Genomic DNA, 24,783 nt, shown 5'->3' with positions numbered 1-24,783 from the left:
AGCGCACCGTCGCGGCCCTCGACGAGGACTGGTCGGCGTCGGTCGCCGACGAGGTGGCTCCCTGGCCGGTCCGGTCGTCGATCGAGCAGTACCGCGGCGCGAAATGGGCGGTCACGACCGACACCATCGACCTCGCCGGCCACGTCGTCGTGCGCGACGTCGTCCGCCACCCGGGCGCGGTCGGCATCGTGGCGCTGGACGACGACGATCGGGTGCTGCTGATCCGGCAGTACCGGCACCCGGTGGGCGGATATCTGTTCGAGCCGCCCGCCGGCCTGCTCGACGTCGACGGCGAGCCGCCGCTGACCACGGCCAAACGCGAGCTGCTCGAAGAGGCCGGTTACCAGGCCGAGACCTGGCACGTGCTGGTCGACCAGTTCACGACGCCGGGCGGGAGCGACGAGGCGATCCGGATCTACCTGGCACGCGACCTCGTCGCCGCGGTGGATGGCCGGCCGCGCACCGGTGAAGCCGAGGAGGAGCACCTGCCGCGCGCCTGGGTCCCGCTCGATGACGCCGTACGCCTGGTGCTGCAGGGCCAACTGCACAATCCGACGGCGGTCGCCGGGATCCTCGCCGCCGCCGCTGCTCGACACGCGGGCTGGGCAGGGCTCCGCCCGGCGGACGCCGAGTGGCTGCGCGCCGTCGCCCGGCCGCCTCGGTAGCAGGAGCCCACGGCCGCCGCTGCCGGCAGGCCGGTGCCGGGCACCGGCGGGCAGCGCGGGCCGATGCCAGGCGGACCCAGCGGATCGGGCAGCGAAGTCCCGCCAGCGCCGGCGACCGGCGGATCGGGCAGCGAGGTCCCGCTAGTGCCGGCGACCGGCGGAGGCCTGGCCCGGGGAGTCGGCCGAGGTGCCGGCCGGATGCCGCCGGTGCCGCAGCGCTCGGACGAGGACCAGGCTGCCCAGCGAAGCGATGCTGACGATCGACACCGTCGTGGCCAGCCAGGCCGGCGCGCCCAGCAGCGCGATGGCGGACGATCCGACGATCGCCAGCAGCAGCCACCGCAGCTCCTGCCCGTCGTACCGGCTGGAGATCCGCGCCCCCAGCCACACCCCGGGAATCTGGCCGAGCAGCAGCGAGATCACGATGCCGAGGTCCACGCCGCCGATGCCGGCGTGCGCGATCGCCCCGGCCGCGAGCATCGGCACGGCCTGGACCAGGTCCGTGCCGACCAGCCGCGACGCGCGCATCATCGGGTAGATCAGCAGCAGGCTGGCCGCGATCAGGGTGCCGGATCCGACCGAGGTGACTCCCACGATGAGGCCGACGACCAGACCGATCAGCCCGGTCAGCAGGTTCCGGCCGGCACTGGCCGGCAGCGTGTCGGTCGCCTCGACCGCGGCCGCGCGCCGGCCGATCGCCCCGCGCGACAGCGACACCACCACCGCGACGACCAGGGTGATGCCGACCAGGCGACGCAGCGTGTCATTGCCGTGGCTGTCGCCGGCGATCCGGGCGAAGAACCAGGTGCCGACGAGGACCCCGGGTACCGAGCCGAGGGTCAGCCAGCCCACGACGGGCAGGTACGGCGTACGCCGCCGCAGGTGCACGATCGAGCCGACCGGCTTGGTAATGGCGGCGGTCACCACGTCGGTGGACACCGCGGTGGCCGACGGCACACCGAAGACCAGCATGAGCATCGGCGTCACGATGGCCGCCCCGCCCAGGCCCGTCAGGCCGACGACGACACCGGCGATCAGCCCGCCCAGTGTCATCACCAGGTTCACGTCGGGCACGGCGGGCGAGTATGCATGACCTGCCGAGACAGTGTCGAGGACGGCGGTGGTCGAGGCGGCGGTGGTCGAGGACGGCGGGACTCGACATGGCCGTCGGCACGAGGCGGTCTGCAGCGGGCGGGTGCCGGCTCGTGGCGGCGAGGTCGGAAGTGAGGGTGGCAGCGTGAGGGTCGGGATTCCCCGTGAGGTGAAGAACAACGAGTACCGGGTCGCCGTGACACCGGCGGGCGTGCTCGAGTTGCACCGGCATGGCCATCAGGTGGTCGTCGAACGCGGGGCCGGCGTCGGGTCGGCGATCACCGACGACGAGTACGCGGCTGCCGGCGCGGTGTTGGCCGACGGGCCGGACGAGGTCTGGGCACAGGCGGAACTGATCCTCAAGGTCAAGGAGCCGGTCGCGGCCGAGTATCCGCGTATCCGGGCCGGCCAGATCCTGTTCGCCTACCTCCATCTGGCCGCCTCGCGCGAGTGCGCGGACGCTCTGGTGGCTGCCCGGGCGACCGCCATCGCCTACGAGACGGTGGTGCTGCCGGACCGCTCGCTGCCGCTGCTCGCGCCGATGTCGGAGGTGGCCGGCCGGCTGGCCCCGCAGGTCGGTGCTCACGCCCTGATGCGGGCGTACGGCGGCCGCGGGACGTTGCTCGGTGGTGTGTCGGGGGTGTACGCGGCCAAGGTGGTGGTGCTGGGCGCCGGGGTGGCCGGCATGAACGCGGCGGCGATCGCCTTGGGCATGCAGGCCGAGGTGTTGTTGCTGGACATCGACGTTGCGCGGTTGCGGCAGGCGGACGCGATCTACCAGGGCCACCTGCAGACGGTGGTGTCGAACACCTACGAGATCCAGCGGGCGATCGCCGATGCCGATCTGGTCATCGGTGCGGTCCTCGTACCGGGCGCGAAGGCGCCGCGTCTGGTCACGCACGAGATGGTGCGCGCGATGAAGCCCGGCTCGGTCCTGGTCGACATCTCGGTGGACCAGGGCGGCTGCTTCGAGGACACCCGCCCCACGACCCACGACGATCCCACCTACCGGGTCGCGGACTCGGTGTTCTACTGCGTCACCAACATGCCCGGTGCGGTTCCGCATACCTCGACCTATGCGCTGACCAACGTGACGTTGCCGTACGCGATCGCGTTGGCGGACAACGGCTGGGCGCAGGCCTGCCGCGACAACCCGGCACTGGCTGCGGGACTGAACGTCCACGACGGGCAGGTCGTCCATCCCGCGGTGGCCGCCGCACTCGGCGTCCCGCAACTGAGTCCCGCCGCCGCCCTGGCCTGACCCGCCGCAGCGGCAGCGGACGCCGTGGTGTCAGGTAATGTCGCGTCGGTGGGCGAGGCGTCCGATCCCGACGCGTCGCCGCGACGCGGCCCAGCAGACTCCGGTGTGGCGCTGGACGCCGCGCTGGCGACGTACCTCGACCATCTCACCGTCGAACGTGGCCTTGCCGCGAACTCCGTGGCGTCCTACCGGCGAGATCTGCGGCGCTACCGGGAGTTCTGCCACTCACTGCAGCGGACGACGCTCGATGCGTTGGACGACAACCACATCGCCGGGTTCGTCGCCGCCCTGCACGCCGGCGACGCCGACCACCCCCCGTTGGCCGTCCCGTCGGCCACCCGCGCTCTGGTCGCGGTCCGCGGCTTCCACCGTTTCGCCGCTCGCGAGGGCCTCACCCGAGCCGACCCGAGCCGCACCGTTCGTCCACCGAACCCGACCCGGCGCCTCCCCAAGGCCATCTCGGTGGACGAGGTGGAACGGCTCATCGCCGCCGCCGGACCGGCAGACAGCCCGGTTCGTCTGCGGGACATGGCTTTGCTCGAGGTGCTCTACGGCACCGGAGCGAGGATCAGCGAGGCGGTGGGTCTGGACGTCGACGACATCGACGTCGAGGGGCGCAGTGTGTTGTTGGAGGGCAAGGGCGGCAAACAGCGGCGGGTCCCGCTCGGCCGCGCTGCCCTGAGCGCGCTGGACGCCTGGTACGTGCGCGGCCGTCCGGTCCTGGCGGCCGCCGGCCGTGGCACCCCGGCGGTCTTCCTCAACGCCCGCGGTGGGCGGTTGTCGCGGCAGAGCGCATGGAGCGTGCTGCAGCAGATCGCGACACGGGCGAAGGTGACCGCCGTGGTCTCGCCGCACACGCTGCGGCACTCGTTCGCGACCCACCTGCTCGACGGCGGCGCGGACGTCCGAGTCGTCCAGGAGTTGCTCGGGCACGCGTCGGTGACGACCACGCAGATCTACACGCTGGTCACCGTGGAACGGCTACGCGAGGTGTACGCCGCTGCCCATCCGCGGGCCCGCCACTGACCCCGCCTGCACCGGCGAGTCGCCGTCGCGTGTCGGCGGCGTCTGGCCGCCGGGTCCGCGACCGTGCCGTACGGTTCCGGTGCGGTGACGCAGCAGCGGCGAGGTGACGAGGTGATCATGACCGACAGCCAGGAGCGGGCCACCGGACCCACCGGCCGGCCGGTCCCCGACATCCCGATGCCCGCCGCGCTGACCAGCCACGGTCCGGCCCGTGTCGTGTCGATGTGCAACCAGAAGGGCGGCGTCGGCAAGACGACCTCGACGATCAACCTGGGCGCGGCGCTGGGTGAACTGGGACGCCGGGTCCTGCTGGTCGATTTCGACCCGCAGGGCGCCCTGTCGGTCGGGCTCGGCGTCAACCCGCTTGAACTCGACACGACGGTCTACGACCTGGTCATGGGCCGCGGGGTCAAGATCGGCGACGTGCTGCTGGATACCGGCTCTGCCGGGGTGGACCTGCTGCCGGCCAACATCGACCTGTCGGCCGCCGAGATCCAGCTGGTCAACGAGGTCGGCCGGGAGAACGCGCTGTCGCGGGCCATCGGGCCGGTACTGGCCGACTACGACGTGGTGCTGATCGACTGCCAGCCGTCGTTGGGGCTGCTGACGGTCAACGCCCTGGCGGCCTCTGACGCCGTGATCATTCCGTTGGAATGCGAGTACTTCGCGCTGCGCGGCGTCGCGTTGCTCATGGAGACGATCGAGAAGGTCCGGGAGCGCATCAATCCGCGGCTGCAGGTCGAGGGTCTGCTCGCGACGATGTACGACGCCCGTACCGTGCACGGTCGTGAGGTCTTGGCCCGCCTGGTCGACGCCTTCGGGGACAAGGTGTTTCACACGGTGATCAACCGTACGGTGAAGTTTCCGGAGACCAGTGTCATCGGCGAGTCGATCCTCAGCTACGCCAGCACCTCGCGCGCGGCGGATTCCTACCGGCGGTTGGCCCGCGAGGTGCTCGCCCGGCAGGCCGACCTGGCCTGATCGGCCCGCGCCGTCGCCTCCGCGCGACCGGCTACGGTCTGTGGCGTGCCTCCCGTCACCGTCGTCGACCCGGCCGCTGGGCCGGATACCGGTGGCAGCAGCCTGCCGGAGGCATTCTCGGTGCGGCTCGCGGAGTTCGAGGGCCCGTTCGACCTGCTGCTGTCGCTGATCGCCAAGCACCGGCTCGAGGTGACCGAACTCGCCCTGCACCAGGTCACCGACGATTTCGTCGCCTACCTGCGAGCGCAGGGCCCGGACTGGGACCTCGACGAGACCACCTCGTTCCTGGTGATCGCCGCGACCCTGCTGGACCTGAAGGCGGCTCGGCTGCTGCCGTCGGGGGAGGTCGAGGACCCCGAGGATCTCGCGGTGCTGGAGGCGCGCGACCTGCTGTTCGCGCGGTTGCTGCAGTACCGCGCCTTCAAGCAGATGGCCGTGGTCTTCGGGGACCGGTTGGCGGCTGCGGCGCGAAGCGTGCCGCGGTCGGTCGGGCTGGAGCCGGCCCAGGCGGCGCTGCTTCCCGAGGTGCTGCTGGGCCTCGGGCCCGGGGAGCTCGCGGCGATGGCGGCGCGGGCGCTGGCGCCCAAGCCGGCACCGGAGACGGTGGGCGTCGACCACGTGCACGCGCCGCGCGTCAGCGTGCGCGAACAGGCGGCTGTGATCTCCGACCGGTTGCGGCGCAATGGATCGGCGACCTTCCGGGCCCTGGTCGCCGACTGCGCCACGACGCTGCTGGTGGTGGGGCGGTTCCTGGCCCTGCTGGAGTTGTACCGGGACGGTGTGGTCCTGTTCGATCAGCTCTCACCGCTGGGCGAACTGAACGTCAGGTGGGCCGGCGACCGCGCCGGGCCGAGCGCCGGGCCGTCCGACGAGTACGGCGACGAGCCGGACGACCCCGGTGCTGAGGAGGACGGATGACCGAGCCCGGTGCTCCCGCGGCCGAGGGCCCTGACGTGCCCGGTGACGACCTGCCCGCCGCTGACGTGCCGGGCGACGACGCGCCTGCCACCGACCTGCCGGGCGACGACGCGCCCGCCGTCGACGTGCCCGGTGCCGATGTGCCCGGTGCCGACGCGCCTGTCGCTGACATGCCCGGTGACGATGCGCCCGGCGACGACCTCGGCGCGCCGACGCTGGCCGCGGCACTCGAGGCGTTGCTGCTGGTCGCCGACGAGCCCATGCCGCTGCTCACGCTGGCGCAGGTCACGCGCCGACCGGTGCCGGACGTCGAGGCCGTGGTGAGAGACCTGGCCCGCCAGTACGACGAGGCCGGGCGTGGCTTCCGGTTGCGGGAGGTGGCCGGCGGCTGGCGGTACTACACCAGCGAGCAGTGTGCCGCCGTCATCGAGCGGTTCGTCGTGGACGGCCAGCAGGCCCGGTTGACGCAGGCGGCGCTGGAGACCCTGGCGGTCATCGCCTACCGGCAGCCGGTCAGCCGGTCGCGGGTTAGCGCGATCCGCGGGGTCAACGTCGACGGTGTGGTCCGCACCCTGGTCAGCCGCGGCCTGGTCGCCGAAGCCGGCACCGAGCCGGATTCCGCGGCGTTGCTGTACCGGACCACGCCGTACTTCCTGGAACGGATGGGACTGGCCACGTTGGACGAGCTCCCGCCGATCGCGGACCTGCTGCCGGACCTGGACACCATGGACGACCTGACCGACCTCACCGCATGAGTGCCGACGAGCTGGCCGGTGTCCGGCTGCAGAAGGTCCTGGCCCAGGCGGGGGTGGGCAGCCGCCGGGCGTGCGAACAGCTCATCGACGCCGGTCGGGTCGAGGTCGACGGATCGGTGGTGCGGGTCCAGGGCATGCGGGTGGATCCGCGGACGGCTGTGGTCCGGGTCGACGGCGTACGCGTGCCGACCGCGCCCGACGTCGTCGTGCTGGCCTTGAACAAGCCGAAGGGCATGTTGTCGACGATGGAGGACGACCGCGGCCGGCCCTGCGTCGGCGACCTGGTGGCCGACCGGGCGACCCGGCTGTTCCACGTCGGCCGGCTCGATCAGGACACCGAGGGGCTGCTGCTGCTGACCAACGACGGCGAGCTGGCCCACCGGCTGCAGCACCCGTCGCACGGGGTCCAGAAGACCTACCTCGCCACCGTGCCGGGGCCGCTGCCCCGCGACGTCGGGCCGAGGCTGCGGGCCGGGGTCGACCTGGACGACGGCCCGGCGACCGTGGACCGGTTCTCGGTGATCCAGCGGCAGGGCTCGCAGGTCCTGGTGGAGGTCGTGCTGCACGAGGGCCGCAAGCACGTCGTACGCCGGCTGCTCGACGCCGTCGGCCATCCGGTGTCGTCACTGGTGCGCACCAAGGTCGGTCCGGTGTCGCTGGGGCAACAGCGGCCAGGGACGCTGCGCACGCTGGGTCGCGACGAGCTCGGCGCGCTCTACACCGCTGCCGGGCTCTGACCGTCGCTAGGGTGTGCCCGGGCAGCGGGCGGACGAGGCTGGAGGACAGGATGGCGGTGCGGGCGATCCGCGGCGCGACCTGCCTGCAGGCCGACGACCCCGACGAGATGACCGACGCCGTGGTCGAGTTGCTGCGCGCCATGCTCTCCCGCAACGGGATCGACCAGGACGACCTGGTGAGCATCCTGTTCACGGCGACGCCGGATCTGCGGTGCATATTTCCGGCCGCCGCGGCCCGCTCCGTGGGCCTCGCCGACGTCCCGTTGATGTGCGCCCAGGAGATCGACGTGGCGGGCGCTCTGCCGCGAGTCGTGCGGGTCATGGCGCACGCGGACCTGGCCGTGCCGCGCTCGGCGGTCGCCCACGTCTACCTGCGCGGCGCCGAGGCGCTCCGGCAGGACATCGCGCAGTGAGCGGGGCGTCACACCGCCCAGCGAGTGTGGCGGCGACGCCGCAGCGGGTGCTGGTCGTCGGCACCGGACTGATCGGGACGTCGGTTGCCCTTGCGCTGCAACGGGTCGGTACGGACGTGTCGTTGCAGGACACCCAGGTCGACGCGCTCGCCGGCGCGCAACGGCGCACCCGGGCGCCCGCGGGGTGGCCCGCGCAGCAGCCGGACGTCGTCGTGGTCGCGGTGCCGCCGGCGGCGTCGGCCGGCGTGGTGGCCGACGTACTCGGGCGCTACCCAGGGGCCACGGTGACCGATGTGACGTCGGTGAAGGCCGGCCCGCTACGTCGGCTGGCCGAGCTGGACGCCGATCTGAGCCGCGTGGTCGGGGGCCATCCGCTGGCAGGTCGCGAGGTGTCGGGCCCCGCTGCGGCCCGTGACGACCTGTTCGCCGACCGGCCGTGGGTGCTGACGCCGACGCCGGCCACCGACCCCCACCGGCTGGCCGCGGTGGTCGCCCTGGTGACGGCCTGCCGCGCGGTGCCGGTCACGATGAGCGCCGCCGATCACGACCGTGCGGTCGCGCTCACTTCCCATGTGCCGCAGCTGCTCGCGTCCGTGCTGGCCGGACGTCTCACCGCTGCGGCCGACGACCAGGTCGCCGTGTCCGGGCAGGGTTTGCGGGACGCCACGAGGGTGGCTGCGTCCGACCCCGCGCTGTGGTCGGAGATCCTCAGCGCGAACGCCGCGCCGGTAGCCGAGGTGCTCGATGCCGTCGTCGCCGACCTCGACGCGGTCGCCGCGGCATTGCGGGTGCTGGCCAGTACCGACGCGTCGCCGGCAGCCGCCACGGCCGCGGCCGACGCCGTACAGGCCGTGCTGCGCCGGGGGAACGACGGCCACGCGAAGGTGCCGGGCAAGCACGGCGACGCCGCGGTCCCGCTCGCGGCGATCCCCGTCGTCGTCGCTGACAGCCCTGGCGAGCTCGGCCGGCTGTTCGCGGTCGTCGGCGAAGCGGGCGTGAACCTGGAGGACGTCCGGATCGAGCATGCGCTCGGCAGGGCGACCGGTGTCGTCGAGCTCAGCGTGCGGGCCGATGCCGCGGCGGCGCTGGCCGCAGTGCTGGTGGCCCGCGGCTGGTCAGTACGCGGCTGAACCCGCGCCGCGTCGGCTGCCGAGGTCGCCGTACGCCGGGCCGGTCAGTCGGCTGATCACGACGGCCCGCCACTGTGCCGGTCCGTGGGCCGGTCCGTGGGCCGGTCACTGCGCCGGGCGGACGCCGCGCGGCGCTACGCTGCGGGTCACCCCAGCCGAACCGCCCGCGTGCGGACAGGAGCCGTGCCGTGCCGACACCCGACGATTCGTGCGGTCACGCGGTGGTGGCGGTGGACGGCCCGTCGGGGGCAGGGAAGTCCAGTGTGTCCCGTGGGGTCGCCACGGCGCTCGGCCTCCGGTACCTCGACACCGGGTCGACGTACCGGGCGCTGACGTGGTGGCTGCTGGCCCGTGGTGTCGACGTGCAGGACGCCGCTCGGGTAGCCGAGCACGCGGCGATCCCTGCCATCGTGGCCGGTACCGACCCTGCCCATCCGACGATCACCGTGGACGGCGTGGACGTTGCCGGTCCGATCCGGTCGGCCGAGGTGACGGCCGCGGTGAGTGCGGTCAGTGCCGTTCCGGCGGTACGGCGACGACTGGTCGGGTTGCAGCAGGCGGTGGTCGCGGCCGCGCGAGCCGGCGGGTCGGGGATCGTCGTCGAGGGTCGTGATATCGGCACAGTGGTTCTGCCGCAAGCGGATCTGAAGGTCTACCTGGTCGCGGACGCCGCGGTACGGGCCCGCCGCCGCGCTGCGCAGGAGGGACGGGCCGCTGACGCGGCTTCGGCTGACACGCTCGACGCGCTGGCCCGCCGTGACGCGCTGGACAGCCGCCGGGCGACCTCGCCGCTGCGGGCGGCCGACGACGCCGTGGTGGTCGACGCCTCGGCGGCGACCCTCGAGCAGGTCATCGGGACGGTCGTCAGCCTGGTCCGGGCCGCGGTCCAGCCGACGCCTGCCGAGGTGAGCTGACGTGGCGTCGGTCACCGTGCGCGCCGCCGACCAGGGACCGTTGGCGACGCCTCCGGCGTACGACGTCGTCCTGCCGTCGGCCGTCGTCGCGGCCAACGTGCGCAACCTGCTGCGCAGCGCGCTGGGCCTGGCGTACCGGATCGAGACGTCGGGGGAGTCCCTGGTGCCCCGGCGAGGGCCGGTCATCCTGGTCTGCCAGCACGTGGCCGTGCTGGACGGCGCGGTGCTGCTGGCGGCCAGTCCGCGGCCGGTGCACCTCATGGCCGGGCAGCTGTCCGCGGGCGGTGCCGGCGATCGCATCCTGCGCGCGCTGGGCCAACTGCCGTTCGATCAGGACCATCCCGATCGCGAGTCGCTGCACCAGGCCGCGGCGCTGCTGGTCGCTGGACGTGCGGTGGCGATGTTCCCCGAAGGCCGTTGTGGCACAGGAGAAGTCACCCATCTGCGGCATCCGGTGGCCTATCTCGTCGCCGCCACGGGAGCCCCGATCGTCCCGGTCGCGGTCCAGGGGACGCGAGGCCCCGGCGGCGCGGCTGATCGAGCTCCGCGGCGGCGCTCGACGGTCGGATTGTCGTTCGGGGCGCCGCGGACCGTGCCGGTCGAGGGCCATCCGGCCCGGCGTGCCGTGCTCGCCCGGGTCGGGGAGCGGGTCCGCCAGGTGCTGGCCGACCATGTCGCCGCAGTGACCGGACCGGCTGGACGCGCTGCCTGGTCGGCGGAGGCGGATACGCGATGAGCATCGACGACGACGAGCCGGCGGCCACGTGGGTCGAGCAGCCGTGGGAAATCGACGAGGACGCCGACGACGACGCCGCGCTGGCAGCGGCGCGGGCGGCGGTCCGCGCCGAGTTCGGCGACGTCGACCTCGGCGAGGTGGCCGAGCCGGCCGAACCGCTTCCGGTGGTCGCGGTGGTCGGGCGCCCCAACGTGGGCAAGTCGACCCTGGTCAACCGGATCATCGGGCGGCGTGAGGCGGTCGTCGAGGACGTCCCCGGGGTCACCCGGGACCGCGTCACGTACGAGACCGAGTGGACCGGAAGGCGTTTTCTGCTGCTGGATACCGGCGGCTGGATGCGGGAGGCGCGCGGTATGTCCGCCCAGGTGGCCGCCCAGGCCGAGCGCGCGATCGCCGAGGCCGACGTCGTGCTGTTCGTGGTGGACGCCCGGGTGGGCGCGACCGACGCCGACGACGCCGTGGTGTCGATGCTGCGCCGGTCCGGTACGCCGGTGCTGCTGGTCGCGAACAAGGTCGACGACGCGCGCACCGAGGCGGACGCGGCGCAGCTGTGGTCGCTCGGGCTCGGCCAGCCGTGGCCGGTGTCGGCGCTGCACGGCCGGGGCAGCGGCGACCTGCTCGACGCCGTCGTCGCGGCGATGCCGGAGGTGGGATCGGGTACGGCGTCGGCGCGCGGCCCCCGCCGGGTCGCCCTGCTGGGCCGGCCCAACGTCGGGAAGTCCAGCCTGCTCAACCGGCTCGCCGGCCAGCAACGCGTCGTCGTGGACGCCGTCGCCGGGACGACGGTCGATCCGGTGGACGAGCTGGTCGAGCTGGGCGGGCGGGTATGGCGCTTCGTCGACACCGCGGGGATCCGGCGCCGCGTTCGTGAGGCCAGCGGGCACGAGTACTACGCGAGCCTGCGGACCCAGGCCGCCGTCGAGAAGGCCGAGGTCGCCGTCGTCCTCATCGACGGCAGCGAACCGCTGTCCGAGCAGGACATCCGGATCCTGTCGATGGCGGTCGAGGCCGGTCGCGCCGTCGTCGTCGCCTACAACAAGTGGGACCTGGTCGACGAGGAGCGGCAGCGGTACCTCGGTCGCGAGATCGAGCGTGACCTCGTCCAGGTGCAGTGGGCGCCGCGGGTCAACGTGTCGGCGCGGACCGGCTGGCACACCGACCGGCTGGTACCTGCCCTCGACGCCGCGCTCGCCGGCTGGGAGACCCGGGTGTCGACCGGACCGCTCAACGCGTTCCTGGGGGAGCTGGTCGCCGCGCATCCGCATCCGCTGCGCGGCGGCAAGCAGCCGCGGATCCTCTTCGGGACGCAGGCCGGCGTCCGGCCACCGGTGTTCGTCCTGTTCACCACGGGCTTCCTCGAAGCGGGCTACCGGCGCTTCATCGAGCGCCGGCTGCGGGAGGAGTTCGGCTTCGTCGGCTCGCCGATCCGGGTCAACCTGCGAGTCCGCGAGAAGCGCCGGCGCTGACCGGCGGAGTCGAGGCGCCGTAGCGACGTGGGGTAGTGTTCCGCCGCCCTCTGCTGCACGCGGCGGGCGGCGGGCTGTAGCGCAGCTTGGTAGCGCACTTGACTGGGGGTCAAGGGGTCGCAGGTTCAAATCCTGTCAGCCCGACCAGGTTCTCCGTAGGTCAGCGACACGGAGACCCCTCACGGCACGAGGTCGAGGACGATCCCCACCGCGGGAGATCGGTCCGACGGGTCCGTTGACCCTCACAGTGACCCTCACCGCGATGGATTCCGCTGCCCATCAAGCAAGTCACGATCCATATCTGTGCGTATCGAATGCGTACCGCCCTTTCACAAATGTGGAAGGGCGGCCCCGCCGGGTGCTTGAACACCGCGACGGGGCCTGATCCCATCCCTGCAACGACCAGGAGACGAGACCATGAGCAAGGTAGCGACCGGCACACCTCAGCCCGGAAGCGTTCATCCCGCCGGGCCAGCAAGATCACGGACGGTCAGTCGCCGACGACGCCGGAGGGCGCCGGCATTACCAACATCCTCGGCGAGGCCAGCCTGGTCGATAGGCCGTTCTGGCAGACCGAGCCGTGCCGTCGTGGTGCACGTGGATGGACCTCCACCACTTGACGCACTTCGTGGGCGATCGGACTCACTTCGGAGACCGGGTCACGATGCCTATTGCCTTGGAGGACTACGTCGAGCACGACGCCGATGAGTGGCAGCCGGACGTGGCCGCGGTGTAGCTGCAGCAGCGCTGGCGGGAGACCGAGGCACAGATCCACGTCGGCAAGGGCGACCGCATAGGCATGTACCTCACCTTGGATGAGGCCGGTCGACTCGCGGAGCACCTGCTCGACCTCGTGGCCGCCGGCCGCGAGCACTACCGCCGGGCGGCGGCGTCTGGCCGGATCACGGTGTCGGCTGGCGACGAGCTGGACGCCACCCACTAGCGCTCAACGGCGCCCCCTGGACGTGGCCTCCCGGCGCGACCAGGGGCACTCTATGTCGGCGTGGATTCGACCCGCGGGGTCACGGCAAGGCGAGAGCCGAACGGCGCACCCGATGACGATCGGATCGCACCCGGCTTTCGTGTAGGACGCCGACTGGTGGGCACCCATCAATCCCGGGGCTACGCCTCCTCGACCGGGACGTCCAGGCCCGTGTTCCTGTCCTGGCGTCAGTCCATCATTCCGACCCGCCGCTTCGACGGAGCTGAGCTCGTGCACCTCTCGTTATGGGGTCGTCTAGGGTGTCGTTAGACGGAGCCGATTCTGCCGCGCATGGACAGGGGACCAGCATGCCACTGAGGCAATTCTTGTACTGCAACGATTTCCTCGTCGACGACTTCCTCGCCCAGTTGGAGGGAGGTCAGTTCGATGAGATTCGACGACGCGAACAAACGGAGCGGGAGGGCAAGGGAGATCTCAGCGTTGGCCTAGGTTCAATGCTCCGCGCCGGCGGTGGTGTGAGTCGAACATCGACCGAGGAAGCCGAGGCGGTAGTTCGGCAGGTCCGTGCTTCGAAGTTTGAGCGGCTCTATCGCCTTCTGCTGGACAGCAACGATCTGGTGGAGGTGGACGAGACACTTGACGAGGAGCGGTGGTCGGACTTCCAGCGGGGATCGATTGTGTCGATCGACTCAAAGGTTGTGGTGCCCCAGATGGCACGTATATTCGGCGATCCATCGGGTCTCATCGCGTTCCTGTCGCTCATTAAGCAGATGGACCCCAGTGCGATAACCGAAGAGGCAGAAGCGGCATTCTCGGCTATCACCGCCCTATCCCAGGGCGGCGTCCTGGGATCGAGCTTGACCGCAGTTGCGAACCCACCCGGGTCGCCGTACCGACTTGTAATGCGGCTAGACCGTCGATTCATACTTGACGACGCCGCCCTAGATGGTGAAGCCACAGTCGTCGGCAAGGTAGCTCGGCGCCTAAGGGAGACCGACCGAGAGTTGACGCTGGACATTCCAGGGCTCTCGCTGATGGACGTCGAGGACAGGCGCAAGATGTTCGAGGGAGCCGACTCGGAGCCATTCTCGATCCAGGGACCCGGCGCTGTTCTCGTTCCCGTAGCCGTGTTCAGATAGGCGCGTCGTGGTCGCCGCCTCGGGCTGTCCGTGAGGACGATCCAAGACCACTGCGCCCGCGTCGAACAGCCCGGCTTGTCACTCGCCTCCGAGTCGGAGGGCCGGGCAGGCACGAACATCGCCGCGGAGTGTCGCGACCACCTGCTGCTTCTCCGTGGACGGTCAGAACCGCCATCCCCGCTCACGCACATAGTCGAAAAACTTCACCGTCTCGACACCGTGTTCCTCGGCGACGTTGGGGATCTTCAGGTTCTTGTCCAAGCTGCCGGGACCCTTGCGGCTTTCCTCGGTCACAATGATTGACTTCTCGGCCTTCGCGTGGGCGATTACGAACGGGTCGGCCTCGTTTAGCTGACCCTGCACCCAGTCCGGGTGGGCGACGCCAATCTCCGCGACAGACAGTAGCTCTTCATCGGTCGCCGGACATACGAACCCCGGTAGGTCCTTGGCCCATTTGTGCAGGTCGTCCCCGCCCCGGTGAACCTCGCGGAGGATTGCCTCGCAGATGCAGCTGTCGCCCTGTTGCACCGACGATTCAATGTTCGACCACATGGCCGGGAAGATGTCGCGCGGATAAAGCCGCACCAAACCGATGAGGATGTTCGTGTCGAGGGTGTAAGTCACTCAGCGCCGCCCGTCCGGTAGTACTCGTCGAGCAACTGTTCGACCATCGGCAGGCGTGCATTCAGCAGGTAGGTAGCGTCGACCATGTCGACACGGCGATCCTCTAGAGCTTGCGCTACAGCTCCAATGTAAGTCGGTCCGAGGTCGCGATACCGCAGCCGCCAAGGCGGCACGAAGCCATCCTTCTGCTTCTGCGCCTCGCGGGCCTGCTCCCAGTTCTCATCACTGGCGGAGCGGATCGCTTGGAGGTCATTCTCACTAATGATCTTTAGTCGGCGAAGCCGGACACCTGCGGCCAGGACGCTGACCTTGAAGTGGCGGGCGAGATGCTCCGCTGCGGCTGCGGGCTCAACTCGATCGCTAAGCCGTGCCTGGACGGCGGACTCCGGCATAAGGAAGTTCGCCGCGAAGCTGTTGGCGATCGCCTCCTCGTCCACGGACTCGCGCAGCGCACACAGGCCGCTTGTTCGGGTAATCAGGTGAGCGACCTCGTGGAACAGCGTGAAGGTGCGACCCATAGCACTGTCAGCACCGTTGACGAGGATCAGCGGAAGATCTTTGTGGTGCAACGAAAGCCCGCGGAACGCCTTCAGGGAGATTCTCGTAGCCTGGAAGACCAAAATGCCGTTCACCTCCAGCAGGCCTCGCCAGAAGTTGAACACCTGGTTGTTTTGGGACTCCGGCGGTATGAACGCGTCGGTGAGGCCGAAGGTTGTGCGCAGATCGGCGGCGCGTGCCGCCACGGTCTGCCATGTGATCGCGCTTTCCGGGACCTGACGCATAGGGACTTCAGCCAGATCCAGCATCACGTCTCGGTGCTGGACGGCCCGTCGCATTTCCTTGGCCAAGTCCGCAGGCAGCTTCCCGGCGCCGCGGCCACGGAAGTCAGCCGTCTCGGGAATGTCTGGAGCAGTTGGTGCCGGTGCGAAGAAGAAGCCCAGCGGCCGATCGAGCTTTGTCGCGATGAGGGCAAGCTGACGAAAAGTCGGAAGGGCGCCACCGCCCTCGAACTCGGCAACCCTACCGGGCTTAACGTTGAGTGCCTTCGCCAACTCTTCCGGCGTGACGCTGCTGACCTCACGTGCCCAAGTGAGAGCAGCCGGGTTGATCGGCGCGCGAGCCACGATCGACCTCCGATCTTCCCAGCGAACACATTGTTCTGAGCAGCCTACGGGCGCCATCTGTCGGGATGCCGAGCTTGTGGCTGCCGCCGGCTGAACGTCCCGGCTACTCCGATGTCGGCGATCGCCGATGTGACCCCCCTGGGCCCCCAGTGGACGACCCCCTGCCGCCCGATTCGCGGACGTTAGCGGATGAAGCGGCCGCACGTCACTAGCGGACGTTCAGGCGGTCGACGCCACCGGGATGCGGTCGACGTAGCCACGGAGCATCTCGGTGTCCTTCGGATCGAGGTGACCGTCGCGCCAGATCCGCTGGACGTCGGCAAGCAAATCGGCCGGCCGCTGGTAGGAGGCCTCCGTCGCGGCGTACAGCGTCACCTCGGCTGCGGTCAGGGGCCCTCCGCCCCAGCAGGCCGCGTCAACGAACCCAGCTACTCGCGCGTCGAAGCAAGGCGGGGCCGCTTCGGCAAGGTCCTCCATCAACTGCATCGCGTCCCGCACGGTCACAGGCTAGCCGTGGACGCCCGCGCCGCGGGTGTGGCCGAGCAGCCGGGTAGGTGGGAGCAGGCCGGCCGAACGGCCAAGACGAGACATGGCGAGAGCAGGAGGGAACGAATGAGCGAGTGATGATCGCTCGGGGCGTTCTCGACGGCCTCGGTGGCTTCGTCGGTGGTCGCGTCGTTGCCGGGTCGCTCTGGGTACTCCAGTTCGTTGCGCCTTCGGCGCAGCGCACTGAACTGTCGAAACCCCGCTCCGAACTGCGTCCGAGCTGCCTAGTCGACCGCGTGGTGGCCGCCCTTCGTCGTAGGACGCAAGCCCTGCTGAGCCAGCAGAGCTGTCAGCGCTCACTGGAGTCCGACACCACCGTGTAGGGCGACGCCTTGATCTGCGCGATCAAGGCGTCGGCGGCGTCCTGCCACTGCGCGGCGGAGCGAATCACGGGGTTCACCTCCAAGCCGAGGCGGGCCTGGGCCCGGTCGGCGGCGTCGTAGAGCTGAGCACGGTCGATCTTGCCGACCACCAGCACGTCGACGTCGTGCGGCGGAGGTCCCACTTGGCCCTCGTATCGGGCCGCCCACGATCCGAAAATCAGCACCTGCTTCGCCCCAGGGATCGCAAACTCCTCCGCGATCACGGCTCGGGGACCGAAGGTGATTTGCAGCAGTTGAGTGAGCGCTCCGGCGGCCGGATGCTCGGTGTTGGCCCGGATGAGCCTGTTGCGGCCCAAGGCTCGACTGGTGACGAGGCCGGCGGCGTCCAGGCGGACCACCTCACGGTGCAGCGTGGACAGCGGCACGTCGAGCCGCTCCGCCAGGTCGCTGACGCCATATTCCTGATCGGGGTGGAGCAAGAGCCACATCAGTAGTTCCGCCTGATGCTGCGACCGGAACACCGGGAGCAGCGCTGGTCCGTCACTACGCATAACCGGAATATGTCTCCCACTTATGGGGATGGTCAATCACGGAGACGAGGATCGGCGTCGCCGTCAAACTCCGGACCGACGAACGACAGACGCCGGTACCGTCACGGGCGGCAGGTGGACGCGTGATGGGAGACGGCGATGCGCGACGGCAGCAAGCAGTACGTGATCGAGCCCGGTCCTGACATCGACCTTGATGCCGATCCGCAGTACGACGTCGCGGGCACCCTGATCGACGACGCCTACATCGTGGCCGCCCTGGCGGAGGCGCGGGCGAGTGCTGGCAGGCCTGCACCGCCGAGCCCCGTGGACGCCGCCACCGAGCCCGATGTCGACGTGGACACTAGGGGATCCTCGACGCCCCGCGGTCGACCGTAGCCATGCGAGCTAGCCAGATGAGCGAGGGCAGGATGAGCGCGTGACAAGCGCGGCCGGGCGGCGCCAGATCGTCGTCATTCGCCGGGTGCGCGACCGCATCGACAGGGAGTTCGCGCAGCCGCTGAACGTCGAGGACCTCGCTCGTGGCGCGCATCTGTCCGCCGGTTATCTCAGTCGCGAGTTCCGTCGTGTCTACGGCGAATCGCCGTACTCGTACCTGATGACCAGGCGGATCGAGCGCGCGATGACGTTGCTGCGGCGGGGTGATCAGACGGTCACCGAGATCTGCTTCGCGGTCGGTTTCTCGTCGCTCGGTACGTTCAGCACACGCTTCTGTGAACTCGTCGGCGTCTCGCCCAGCGCCTACCGTCAGGACCCGTCCCGTTCGGTCGAGGGCATCCCGCCGTGCCTGGCCCGCCAGGTCACCAGACCGGTCAGGAATCGAGAAGCACCGGCGGAGGTCGCGGCCCTAGCGTGACCGGCATGACTCTCACCATTCACTACGCGTTCCTGCCGCACACCGACGCCGAAGCAGCGCTCGGCTTCTATCGCGATCTGCTCGGCTTCGACGTTCGCCAGGACGTGGGCTACCAGGACATGCGCTGGATCACCGTCGGGCCGCCCGGGCAGCCGACGTCGATCGTGCTGCACCCGCCGGCGGTCGACCCGGGCATCAGCGATGAGGAGCGCGAGACGGTCCTGACCCTCATCGCCAAGGGCGTCTACACCACCGTGACTCTCGCGACCGACGACCTCGACGGGCTGTTCGAACGGTTGCAAGCCGGTGGTGTCGACGTCGTCCAGGAGCCGACCGACCAGGACTACGGGGTCCGCGATTGCGCGTTCCGTGACCCGGCGGGCAACCTGATCCGCGTCAATCAGCTCTGACCGCGTTTCCTTGCCGCTCAGGCGGCGAGGAAACCGTCGATCTGGTTGATCGCTGTGGTGGCGCCTTCCTCCATACCCATGTCGAGCACCTGCTGCAATGCTTCGGCCGTCTCGTACCGACTGGTGTAGACCGCTCGAGTTCCGTTGGCGGTGCTGGTGAATCGGTACTCGTTGGTCGAGACCGGCATCGAGTCCAGCGGCTTGAGGTCGGCGTCGGCGAATCCGTCGCGGAAGGCGAAACCGTGGGGTTCGTCGACCGAGGTGACGTCCCACCAGCCGCCGAACCGCTCGCCGTCCGGGCCGGTCATGTAGTAGGTCACGTGGCTACCAGGGACGAGCGCATGCTCGACGAACGTCGCCGGGTGGGTCGGCGGGCCCCAGACGCGTTCGAGTTGGCGGGGATCGGCGTAGATCTGCCACACCCGCTCGATCGGCGCAGCGAAGTCGGCGGTGATGGTCAGCGTCAGGTTCGTGTGGTCCTTCTGGACGTCGACGACAGGCATTGCCGGTTCTCCTTCAGTAGGTCAGGTCTGGTCGGCCGCGAGGAACTCGTCGATCCGGGCGATGCGGCCACGCCACACCTGCTCGATCTCCAGCAGCATCGAGGCGACGGCACGCACCGCTTCGATGTCGCCGGACGCCAGCGCTTCACGCCCGACACGTCGTTTCACGATCAGGCCGGCCCGTTCCAGGACGGCGACGTGTTTCTGTACTGCGGCGAAACTCATGTCGTAGTTCGCCGCGATCGCGGAGACCGAACGTTCACCGGCGAGCACGCGGCGCATGATGTCGCGCCGGGTGCGGTCGGCGAGGGCGTGGAACAGGGCGTCGGCCCGGTCCTCGTCCCGCTCGGTCACCCCGTCAACGTACAACCATACGGTTGTACGTGTCAACGGGCGTCGCGGTCCGCGGCACTACGGCGATCACGTCACTGCAGCAGAGCGGCGATCGCCTCGTCGTCGTCCAGTTCCACCCGCCGGTGCCGATCCCACACTGCCGCTGCGGCGAGGTCGAGAGCGAGCGCCGAGGTCACCGTGGGCGTCCACCAGCCGACCAGCCGGACGAACGTCGCGGTGGGGCGATGGTGGGCCACGAGCACCCCGACCGCGTCCGGCTCGTCGTTGGGCCACGTCCACTCGGGGCGGTGCCGCGCAACCAGCCGCCGGTGCGCGATCTCGATCCGATCGACCCCCACGACCTGCTCGCCCACGATCGCTCGCAGGCCACTGCTGTTGTCCCGCAGTACACCGCGGCCGACCTCGATGAGCCGATCGCGGACCCGGTGGTCGGTGGCCTGCTCGATTCCTGCTGGCGGGGTCATCCCGGCTCCTCTGTCGGCCTCAGTTCAGGTCAGCATAGGTTAGGCTACCCTGATCTAGTCTCAGGAGGAGTCGTGCGGCACAAGCCGGTCGGGAAGCTCAGTCGGGCGTTGGGCATCGCGGTGTCGCCCAAGGCGCAGAAGGTGCTCGACGAGCGCCCCTACCGTCCAGGCGTCCACGGCAAGAACGGTCAGAACGTCACCGAGTACGGGCGGCACCTGCGAGAGAAGCAGCGGCTACGCGCGCAGTACTACATCTCCGAGAGCCAGCTGCGGCGTGCCTTCCAGGACGCGGCTCGCCGACCGGGACGAACCGGCGACAACCTGGTGATCGACCTGGAGCGACGCCTGGACGCCGTCGTCCTGCGCTCGGGATTCGCTCGGTCGATCTACCAGGCCCGCCAGCTGGTGTCCCACGGCCACATCCTGGTGAACGGCAGCCGGGTGGACCGGCCGGCGTTCCGGCTGCAGGACGGCGACCACGTCGGCGTGCGTGCCGCCAGTCAGCAGCTGCCGGTGTTCGTGGCGGCGCGGGAAGGGCGCCACGTCGATACGGTGGCCGGCCATCTGCTCGTCGACCGGGACGGGCTGACCGCCCAGGTCCTCCGAGATGCGCGCCGCGACGAAGTGCCCATCATCTGTGACTTGCAGCTGGTCGTCGAGTACTACGCGCGATGACGCCGCGGCCGTCACCCCTTGACGTACGACGCCTTCTGCCAGACCAGATCGTCCCGGACACGAAACACGTCGACCCCCCGCACGTGCCCGGGATCGGCGCCGCCCCAGTCGTAGCGCCACAACACGACGACCCGGTCCTGGCTGCCGAACCGGTCTTCGGTGTGGAACTGCGCGCCGGCGGTCTGCTGGAAGAACTCGCTTAGCGCCGCCCGTACGGCGCGCTGACCGACGTGCCGCTGCCCGTCGGGTGGGGCGGTGCTCTCGAAGACGCAGTCGGGCGTCATCGTCGCCATGATCCGGTCGACGTCCTGCGTATCGAAGGCCGCACTGAACCGATCGACCACGGCGAGCAGACTGTCCGGGCTCATCGCGCGTAGTCGCTGGCGCCGAACCAGTCCACCACGACGACCGCCTCATCGCCGACCACCCAGGCGTCGTGACCGGACGGCAGTGACGTGACGTCGCCGGGGCCCGCGTCGAACTCGGTCCCGTCGGCCATGCGGATCCGCAGTGTCCCCTGCACGTGGTACTGGAAGTGCGGCGCTTCGCACAGCGGCGTGCCGGCGATCGGCCGGACGTGGTCCGACCAGCGCCATCCCGGCTGCAGCACCAGGCGCCCGATGTCACGCCCGCCGACCTGCAGCAGCTCAAGCCGCCCGTGATCGAAGGTCCGGGTCTCGTCCGGTGCCGCGAAATGCCGGTGTTCGGTGACCTGTTCGCGCGCGTGGCCGGTGGCGGTCATGGCTTACCTCCTGGAGATCTGGGCTGGACACAACGCGCCAGACGCTAGGAAGCGGGGCTAGCGGATACCTAGCGGCGCCAGGATGGAGCCCGTGTCCGGTCCCGCCGCAGTCGAGCTGCGCCTGCTGGGACGCTTCGTCGTCTCGGTCGCCGGCACGGAACTGCCGTCAGCGAGTTTCGGCGGACGCAAGGTTCGGACCCTGCTGCGGATCCTGGCGACGCGGCAGGGTCACTTCGTCACCCACGACGAGCTGGCCGAGGCCTTGTGGGAGTCGCGGCCTCCCGTCGATCCGGTGGCGAACCTGCAGGTCCTGGTCAACCGTGCGCGCCGGGCGGTCGATCGTGCCGCCCTGGTCCTCACCGGTCCTGGTGGATACGCGCTGGCCGACGCCGCCACCTGCCGAGTGGACACCGAGGAGTTCCTGGCTGCGGTGACGACGGCGGAGGCTCGGCAAGGCCGGGCCGCCCTGCGCGCTTACCAGGCGGCGTTGGCCGCCTCCGGTGGGGAGCCGTTGGCCGAGGACCGGTACGCCGAATGGTCTCAGCCGTACCGGATCCGGTTCTTGCGGCAGCGACAGACGGCGCTGGAGCAGGCGGCCGGGCTGGCCTTGCAGTGTGGCGAGCACCCGCTCGCGGTGGAGTACGCCAGCGCGGCGGTGGCGGCTGATCCGTTGCGAGAGAACGCCACTGTGCTGCTGGTACGAGCGTTGGCCGCCGTCGGTGATCCGGCCGGTGCGTTGGCGCAGTACGACGTCTTCCGGCGGCTGCTCGCCGACGAACTGGGGTTGGACCCGTCGCCGGCTGCAGCTGCAGTACAGGCGGATCTGTTGCGGCATGGGGACAGCACGGCCCGCACGACTCGGCTGGCGCAGCGACCGCCGGAGTTCGCCGGGTTACCGTTCGTCGGTCGTACGGACGACCACGCCGCGCTGGCCGCAGCGCTGCACCGAGGCGGCCTGATCAGCCTGACCGGGCAATCCGGCGTCGGGAAGTCGCGGTTGGTCGCCGAGATCGTCACCGGCGGTTCCGGTCTGTCGATGCCCGGCCCGACGCTGTCGATGCGAGCGTCCTGGTCGCAACGAACCCAGCCCTTCGGCGTCGCCCGCCAGCTGTTCGACGAGATCCTGGCGGCCGACGTCTTCGCCTTGGGTGGGCTGCCCGATCGACTGCGGGCCGCCTTGACCGACGTCGTACCGGACCTGTCGATCGAGACCGGCGGCGGTATCGACCTCGAGTCGCGCCGGGCGCTGTTGATCGAAGCTGCGGTGCGAGTGGTCGCCGTCCGGGCCCCGTTGGTGCTCGTCGTCGACGACGCACACTGGGTCGACGCGAGCAGCGTGCAGCTGCTGGGCACCCTGGCCGACCGGGTCGACGGCATCGCCGTCCTGCTCGTGCTGCGCCCGGACGAGATCCCGCCCGGCGGCGAACTGCCGGCGCTGCTGTCGCGACTCGAGGTGGACCGCAGGATCGTGCTGACGGGTCTGTCACGCGGTGCGGTGGCCGAGCTGATCGCCGGCGCCGATCCCGCCGGCGGCGGTGTTGCTGATGCCGATCCTGCCGGCGGCGGTCTTGCTGACGCTGCCTCTGCTGGCTTCGACCATCTCGCCGACGGTCTCGTCAATGCCTTGTGGGACAGCACTGATCGAACACCGTTCGCCATCGGCGAAGTCCTCCGGGAACTGGCAGCCGAAGGCCTGATCACGCCCACCACCGCGGGTCGGTGGACGGTTGCCGCCCCGGAGACGGTGACCCGGGCGAATGCCTTGGGCCTGGCCGGCCAACGCCGGGCGATCGCGACACGGGTGAGTCGGATCGACGATGCCACCGCCACGATTCTCGCGCTGTTGGCGCTGCGGGGCGGCGAGTGCACCGTCGGGCTGCTGGCCGCTGCCGTGTCGACGGCCGAGCCGGCGGTCGTGGACTCGCTCGGCCGGCTCGCCCGGCAGGGCCTGGCGCGGGCGACCGAGTCGGGTTGGGTCGTGGCCCACGACCTCATCGGCGAGGTCGTCGTCGCCGGGCTGGGACCGGACACCCGGGTGCGCTGCCACGGCCTCCTGGCCGCGGCCCTGGCGCGCGGCTCGGATGCGCCGGCGGAACTGGCCGAGCATTGGCTCGGTGCCGGCGATTCGGCCCGTGCGGCCGAGGCGTACGCGGCCGCTGCGCAGCAGGCGCTGCAGACCTTCGCCGATCGTGAGGCGGCGGCGTTGGCGGACTCCGGATTGGCGATCCGATCCGATCCGGTGGCCCAGGCGTCGTTGTGGCAGACCCGCGCCGAGGCGCGGCGCCGGTTGGGCGACATGGCCGGAGCCCGCGACGATCTACGGGAGGCTCTCGCCGTCCTGCCGTCGGGACCGCCACGCGCGGTGGCCCTGGCCCGGCTGGCACTGCTGGCCTCCGGCTCCGACGACCTGGTGCGGGCATCGGCGCTCGCCGAGCTGGCGCTGATCGAGGCGGGGGAGTCCGCCGCTGGCCGGGCGTGGTCCCTGGAGGTTGCGTCGGTGATCGACATGAACCTGGGTCGGCCGCAACGAGCACGGACAAGGGCGGACGAAGCATTCGACATCTATCAACACGAGCATGACTCCGGCGGTGCGGCACGGGTTCTGGACGCTCGAGCGATGGCGACGTTCCTGGCCGGAGAGGTCACCACCGGAACCCGCCTGCTCCGGCAGGCCGCCGACCTGTTCGAGGATTCAGGCGACCTGGCCCGGCTCGTCACGCCGAGATCTACCTGTGGCCACGGACTGGTGTTCGGTGGCCGGGCCGACGCCGGGCTGGGGCAGGTCGACCTGGCATGGGACACCGCTCGGGCGCTGGGCCATCCGGAGGCACAGGCCTACGTGTTGTGGCATCGATCGGAGGCTCTGTCCTCGCTCGGCAGGGCGGCGGAGGCCATGGCCGACGCCCGCGAGGCGCTTGCGCTCTCGACGCGAATCGGACACCGCGGATGGACGGCAACCGCTTGGCGCGCAGTCGGTATCGCCGAGCAGGCGGCCGGCGACCTCGACGCGGCCCTGGCCAGCTTCGAGTTCTCGTTGCAGCGGTGCGAGAACCTCGAACTGTTCGGCAGCTGGGCGGCGGCCCGGTGCGCGATGGTTCTCACGGCAATGGGACGTACCGGGCGCGCTGCGGACTTCGTCGAACGTGCGCTTGCCACCGGTCCGCCGTTGGGTCACTACGAGGCCCGCCTCGCCGCCGTCGAACTGGCTGCTGCGCTCGGGGACGGTGGCGCCGGCTCGTTGGCCGTCGACGCGTTGCGTCGGGCCGAGGCCGGCGGTGTCGCCCAGCACACCGACAGATTGCGCCGGGTTGCGGCTGCGGCCGGCGTGACCTGTTAGGGGGAGCGGTACTGCAGCGACGCTGCACCCCGACCGCGTGGCAGGCCGATGCTGGCCGCGCCGGGGTCAATGATCTAGGCACGGTTTCCACCTCGGCGACC

General features: G+C 70.4%; 28 protein-coding genes and 1 tRNA gene. 19 read left to right on the top strand and 10 right to left on the bottom strand.

Going from position 1 to position 24,783, the window contains the following annotated elements; all coding sequences use genetic code 11:
• The first annotated feature begins 53 nt into the window (after positions 1-53).
• Entirely contained in the window at positions 54-665 is a 612-nt protein-coding gene (locus EPO13_07705) for an NUDIX hydrolase (protein ID TAK69782.1), read from the top strand.
• A gap of 141 nt (positions 666-806) precedes the next feature.
• Here EPO13_07705 and EPO13_07700 read toward each other — a convergent pair whose 3' ends face one another.
• Positions 807-1,739, bottom strand: coding sequence for a sulfite exporter TauE/SafE family protein (locus EPO13_07700; GenBank protein ID TAK69726.1), 933 nt, complete (start codon positions 1,737-1,739; stop codon positions 807-809).
• A 163-nt stretch (positions 1,740-1,902) separates the two neighbouring features.
• Here EPO13_07700 and ald point away from each other — a divergent pair, with 163 nt between their 5' ends.
• The 13 genes from ald to EPO13_07635 all read left to right on the top strand — a co-directional run bounded on the left by ald (position 1,903) and on the right by EPO13_07635 (position 14,176).
• Complete coding sequence (gene ald, locus EPO13_07695; protein ID TAK69725.1) at positions 1,903-3,018, top strand: alanine dehydrogenase; 1,116 nt, start codon at positions 1,903-1,905, stop codon at positions 3,016-3,018.
• 27 nt (positions 3,019-3,045) lie between these two features.
• Complete coding sequence (gene xerD / locus EPO13_07690) at positions 3,046-4,044, top strand: site-specific tyrosine recombinase XerD (GenBank protein TAK69781.1); 999 nt, start codon at positions 3,046-3,048, stop codon at positions 4,042-4,044.
• A gap of 117 nt (positions 4,045-4,161) precedes the next feature.
• Positions 4,162-5,025 (top strand): ParA family protein, encoded by an 864-nt coding sequence (locus tag EPO13_07685; GenBank protein ID TAK69780.1) that lies wholly within the window; start codon positions 4,162-4,164, stop codon positions 5,023-5,025.
• 45 nt (positions 5,026-5,070) lie between these two features.
• A complete protein-coding gene (locus tag EPO13_07680; protein ID TAK69724.1) occupies positions 5,071-5,943 on the top strand; it encodes a segregation/condensation protein A in 873 nt (290 codons plus the stop codon).
• Positions 5,940-6,698 carry an SMC-Scp complex subunit ScpB gene (scpB, locus tag EPO13_07675; protein TAK69723.1) on the top strand — a complete coding sequence of 253 codons (759 nt, stop codon included), beginning with the start codon at positions 5,940-5,942 and terminating at the stop codon, positions 6,696-6,698. Before EPO13_07680 ends, scpB begins: the two co-directional genes overlap by 4 nt.
• The gene (locus EPO13_07670) at positions 6,695-7,435 is read left to right on the top strand and encodes an rRNA pseudouridine synthase (GenBank protein TAK69722.1); all 741 of its coding nucleotides are present in this window, start codon (positions 6,695-6,697) and stop codon (positions 7,433-7,435) included. Before scpB ends, EPO13_07670 begins: the two co-directional genes overlap by 4 nt.
• A gap of 50 nt (positions 7,436-7,485) precedes the next feature.
• Positions 7,486-7,848 (top strand): chorismate mutase, encoded by a 363-nt coding sequence (gene aroH, locus EPO13_07665; protein TAK69721.1) that lies wholly within the window; start codon positions 7,486-7,488, stop codon positions 7,846-7,848.
• A 26-nt stretch (positions 7,849-7,874) separates the two neighbouring features.
• Positions 7,875-8,978 carry a prephenate dehydrogenase gene (locus EPO13_07660; protein TAK69779.1) on the top strand — a complete coding sequence of 368 codons (1,104 nt, stop codon included), beginning with the start codon at positions 7,875-7,877 and terminating at the stop codon, positions 8,976-8,978.
• 74 nt (positions 8,979-9,052) lie between these two features.
• Complete coding sequence (locus EPO13_07655) at positions 9,053-9,892, top strand: (d)CMP kinase (GenBank protein ID TAK69720.1); 840 nt, start codon at positions 9,053-9,055, stop codon at positions 9,890-9,892.
• 1 nt (position 9,893) lies between these two features.
• Positions 9,894-10,628, top strand: coding sequence for a 1-acyl-sn-glycerol-3-phosphate acyltransferase (locus EPO13_07650; protein ID TAK69719.1), 735 nt, complete (start codon positions 9,894-9,896; stop codon positions 10,626-10,628).
• Positions 10,625-12,094, top strand: a complete 1,470-nt coding sequence (locus EPO13_07645; protein TAK69718.1) for a ribosome biogenesis GTPase Der — start codon at positions 10,625-10,627, stop codon at positions 12,092-12,094. The genes EPO13_07650 and EPO13_07645 overlap by 4 nt, the downstream gene beginning before the upstream one ends.
• Before the next feature lie 70 nt (positions 12,095-12,164).
• Positions 12,165-12,241: transfer RNA gene (locus EPO13_07640), tRNA-Pro, on the top strand.
• Positions 12,242-13,402: 1,161 nt separating this feature from the next.
• Positions 13,403-14,176, top strand: a complete 774-nt coding sequence (locus tag EPO13_07635; protein TAK69717.1) for a hypothetical protein — start codon at positions 13,403-13,405, stop codon at positions 14,174-14,176.
• 162 nt (positions 14,177-14,338) lie between these two features.
• Here the strand turns inward: EPO13_07635 and EPO13_07630 are convergent, their stop codons facing one another.
• From EPO13_07630 to EPO13_07615, 4 genes are all read right to left on the bottom strand, one after another.
• Positions 14,339-14,800: a DUF4411 family protein gene (locus tag EPO13_07630; protein TAK69716.1), complete on the bottom strand. Its 462-nt coding sequence runs from the start codon at positions 14,798-14,800 to the stop codon at positions 14,339-14,341.
• Positions 14,797-15,924 carry an ImmA/IrrE family metallo-endopeptidase gene (locus tag EPO13_07625; GenBank protein ID TAK69715.1) on the bottom strand — a complete coding sequence of 376 codons (1,128 nt, stop codon included), beginning with the start codon at positions 15,922-15,924 and terminating at the stop codon, positions 14,797-14,799. The genes EPO13_07630 and EPO13_07625 overlap by 4 nt, the downstream gene beginning before the upstream one ends.
• A gap of 219 nt (positions 15,925-16,143) precedes the next feature.
• Positions 16,144-16,422: a hypothetical protein gene (locus EPO13_07620; GenBank protein TAK69714.1), complete on the bottom strand. Its 279-nt coding sequence runs from the start codon at positions 16,420-16,422 to the stop codon at positions 16,144-16,146.
• 337 nt (positions 16,423-16,759) lie between these two features.
• On the bottom strand, positions 16,760-17,344 hold the full coding sequence (locus EPO13_07615; protein ID TAK69713.1) for an ArsR family transcriptional regulator: 585 nt from the start codon (positions 17,342-17,344) through the stop codon (positions 16,760-16,762).
• A 138-nt stretch (positions 17,345-17,482) separates the two neighbouring features.
• Between EPO13_07615 and EPO13_07610 the strand changes: the two genes are divergently transcribed.
• The 3 genes from EPO13_07610 to EPO13_07600 are packed head-to-tail and all read left to right on the top strand — an operon-like array spanning position 17,483 to position 18,607.
• Positions 17,483-17,719, top strand: coding sequence for a hypothetical protein (locus tag EPO13_07610; protein ID TAK69712.1), 237 nt, complete (start codon positions 17,483-17,485; stop codon positions 17,717-17,719).
• Between the two features lie 40 nt (positions 17,720-17,759).
• Complete coding sequence (locus EPO13_07605) at positions 17,760-18,197, top strand: AraC family transcriptional regulator (GenBank protein ID TAK69711.1); 438 nt, start codon at positions 17,760-17,762, stop codon at positions 18,195-18,197.
• A gap of 5 nt (positions 18,198-18,202) precedes the next feature.
• Positions 18,203-18,607: a VOC family protein gene (locus EPO13_07600; protein ID TAK69710.1), complete on the top strand. Its 405-nt coding sequence runs from the start codon at positions 18,203-18,205 to the stop codon at positions 18,605-18,607.
• Positions 18,608-18,624: 17 nt separating this feature from the next.
• Here the strand turns inward: EPO13_07600 and EPO13_07595 are convergent, their stop codons facing one another.
• The 3 genes from EPO13_07595 to EPO13_07585 form a co-directional block, all read right to left on the bottom strand.
• Positions 18,625-19,110 carry an SRPBCC domain-containing protein gene (locus tag EPO13_07595; GenBank protein TAK69709.1) on the bottom strand — a complete coding sequence of 162 codons (486 nt, stop codon included), beginning with the start codon at positions 19,108-19,110 and terminating at the stop codon, positions 18,625-18,627.
• A gap of 21 nt (positions 19,111-19,131) precedes the next feature.
• Positions 19,132-19,464 (bottom strand): ArsR family transcriptional regulator, encoded by a 333-nt coding sequence (locus tag EPO13_07590; protein TAK69708.1) that lies wholly within the window; start codon positions 19,462-19,464, stop codon positions 19,132-19,134.
• A gap of 71 nt (positions 19,465-19,535) precedes the next feature.
• Complete coding sequence (locus EPO13_07585; GenBank protein TAK69707.1) at positions 19,536-19,928, bottom strand: hypothetical protein; 393 nt, start codon at positions 19,926-19,928, stop codon at positions 19,536-19,538.
• A 72-nt stretch (positions 19,929-20,000) separates the two neighbouring features.
• Between EPO13_07585 and EPO13_07580 the strand changes: the two genes are divergently transcribed.
• A complete protein-coding gene (locus EPO13_07580; protein ID TAK69706.1) occupies positions 20,001-20,603 on the top strand; it encodes a 30S ribosomal protein S4 in 603 nt (200 codons plus the stop codon).
• 11 nt (positions 20,604-20,614) lie between these two features.
• On the opposite strand, the gene EPO13_07575 is transcribed toward EPO13_07580, so the two are convergent.
• Positions 20,615-20,971 (bottom strand): nuclear transport factor 2 family protein, encoded by a 357-nt coding sequence (locus EPO13_07575; GenBank protein TAK69705.1) that lies wholly within the window; start codon positions 20,969-20,971, stop codon positions 20,615-20,617.
• The gene (locus tag EPO13_07570) at positions 20,968-21,345 is read right to left on the bottom strand and encodes a cupin (protein TAK69704.1); all 378 of its coding nucleotides are present in this window, start codon (positions 21,343-21,345) and stop codon (positions 20,968-20,970) included. The genes EPO13_07575 and EPO13_07570 overlap by 4 nt, the downstream gene beginning before the upstream one ends.
• Positions 21,346-21,427: 82 nt before the next feature.
• Here EPO13_07570 and EPO13_07565 point away from each other — a divergent pair, with 82 nt between their 5' ends.
• Positions 21,428-24,682 (top strand): hypothetical protein, encoded by a 3,255-nt coding sequence (locus tag EPO13_07565; GenBank protein TAK69703.1) that lies wholly within the window; start codon positions 21,428-21,430, stop codon positions 24,680-24,682.
• The last annotated feature ends 101 nt before the right edge of the window (positions 24,683-24,783 follow it).

Source organism: Actinomycetota bacterium, from assembly GCA_004297305.1.
In the GTDB taxonomy this organism is placed as follows: domain Bacteria; phylum Actinomycetota; class Actinomycetes; order S36-B12; family FW305-bin1; genus FW305-bin1.
Note: the sequence above shows the minus strand (reverse complement) of the source record. Positions and strands in the feature narration are given on the sequence as shown.

Excerpts from the sequence above, each read along its gene's own strand:
- EPO13_07685 (TAK69780.1), top strand. The coding sequence starts at position 4,162 with ATGACCGACAGCCAGGAGCGGGCCACCGGACCCACCGGCCGGCCGGTC.
- scpB (TAK69723.1), top strand. The coding sequence starts at position 5,940 with ATGACCGAGCCCGGTGCTCCCGCGGCCGAGGGCCCTGACGTGCCCGGT.
- EPO13_07670 (TAK69722.1), top strand. The coding sequence starts at position 6,695 with ATGAGTGCCGACGAGCTGGCCGGTGTCCGGCTGCAGAAGGTCCTGGCC.
- aroH (TAK69721.1), top strand. The coding sequence starts at position 7,486 with ATGGCGGTGCGGGCGATCCGCGGCGCGACCTGCCTGCAGGCCGACGAC.
- EPO13_07645 (TAK69718.1), top strand. The coding sequence starts at position 10,625 with ATGAGCATCGACGACGACGAGCCGGCGGCCACGTGGGTCGAGCAGCCG.
- EPO13_07615 (TAK69713.1), bottom strand. The coding sequence starts at position 17,344 with ATGCGTAGTGACGGACCAGCGCTGCTCCCGGTGTTCCGGTCGCAGCAT.
- EPO13_07610 (TAK69712.1), top strand. The coding sequence starts at position 17,483 with ATGCGCGACGGCAGCAAGCAGTACGTGATCGAGCCCGGTCCTGACATC.
- EPO13_07600 (TAK69710.1), top strand. The coding sequence starts at position 18,203 with ATGACTCTCACCATTCACTACGCGTTCCTGCCGCACACCGACGCCGAA.
- EPO13_07595 (TAK69709.1), bottom strand. The coding sequence starts at position 19,110 with ATGCCTGTCGTCGACGTCCAGAAGGACCACACGAACCTGACGCTGACC.
- EPO13_07585 (TAK69707.1), bottom strand. The coding sequence starts at position 19,928 with ATGACCCCGCCAGCAGGAATCGAGCAGGCCACCGACCACCGGGTCCGC.
- EPO13_07575 (TAK69705.1), bottom strand. The coding sequence starts at position 20,971 with ATGAGCCCGGACAGTCTGCTCGCCGTGGTCGATCGGTTCAGTGCGGCC.
- EPO13_07570 (TAK69704.1), bottom strand. The coding sequence starts at position 21,345 with ATGACCGCCACCGGCCACGCGCGCGAACAGGTCACCGAACACCGGCAT.
- EPO13_07565 (TAK69703.1), top strand. The coding sequence starts at position 21,428 with ATGGAGCCCGTGTCCGGTCCCGCCGCAGTCGAGCTGCGCCTGCTGGGA.